Below are 839 nucleotides of genomic sequence, written 5' to 3'. Positions count from 1 at the left end.
CATGGGATCGTCTTCGTCGCGACGCGGTAGCGGTCGGTGGCCGACAACGTCAACCCGCCGAGCGGGTCGACGTCGAAACACACCGCCTTGATGCTCGAGTACCCGTCGCCGCGGTGCACCGCGAAACTGGTTTGCGCGATCGCCTCCGCGAACTGTCCGGCGTCCACGCTGCCCGCGTCGGCCGGCCGCGTCGGCAGGTCTGGGTACTCACTCCCCAGCATGGTGGGCAACGTGAACTCTGCGGCCCCGCACAGGATGCGTGCAGTACCACCCTCAGTCTTGAACTCCACCGGCTTGCGTGCCAGCGCCTTGCTGATCGCCTGCAGCAGGCGCCCGGACACCAAGGTGGTTCCCAGTGATGTCACATCCGCCCCAGCGCTTGTCACGGCGGCAACTTCGTAGTCGAACGCCTCCAGGATCACGTAACCGGAGCCGCTGGTGAGTCGGATCGCGCCGAGCAGCGGGTTCAACGGCTTCGCCGGCAACGCCCGCGCCACCCAGTTGATCGCATCCGCGAACTCGTCGCGAGTAATCGTGAACTGCAAATCGGACATAAGGATCGTCACTCCTGGTGTGTGGGCCGCCGTCAATCGGCCGTTGCGTACACCATAGACCGGATCGTTTGACGCAATAACGTCTAGCGTTTGATGAACCGCGCCGACGCCACGAAAGTGCCCACCCGGTCCTCACGACCGGCGCGATCGCGGTCACGGCGCTGCACTTGGCGAACCGGCTGCACCGGCGGGTGGACCCGTTCTATCTGGTGGGCACTTTCGTGGCGTCGGCGCGGTTCATCAAACGCTAGACGTTATTGCGTCAAACGATCCGGTCTATGGTGT

1 pseudogene is annotated in these 839 nt (G+C 64.4%); it reads right to left on the bottom strand.

What is annotated here, in order from left to right:
- Positions 1–554, bottom strand: a pseudogene (locus A5622_RS18555) (DNA polymerase III subunit beta); the annotation flags it as partial.
- Between the last annotated feature and the right edge of the window lie 285 nt (positions 555–839).

The sequence above is a fragment of the Mycobacterium sp. 1245801.1 genome, assembly GCF_001673055.1.
In the GTDB taxonomy this organism is placed as follows: domain Bacteria; phylum Actinomycetota; class Actinomycetes; order Mycobacteriales; family Mycobacteriaceae; genus Mycobacterium; species Mycobacterium europaeum_A.
Note: the sequence above shows the minus strand (reverse complement) of the source record. Positions and strands in the feature narration are given on the sequence as shown.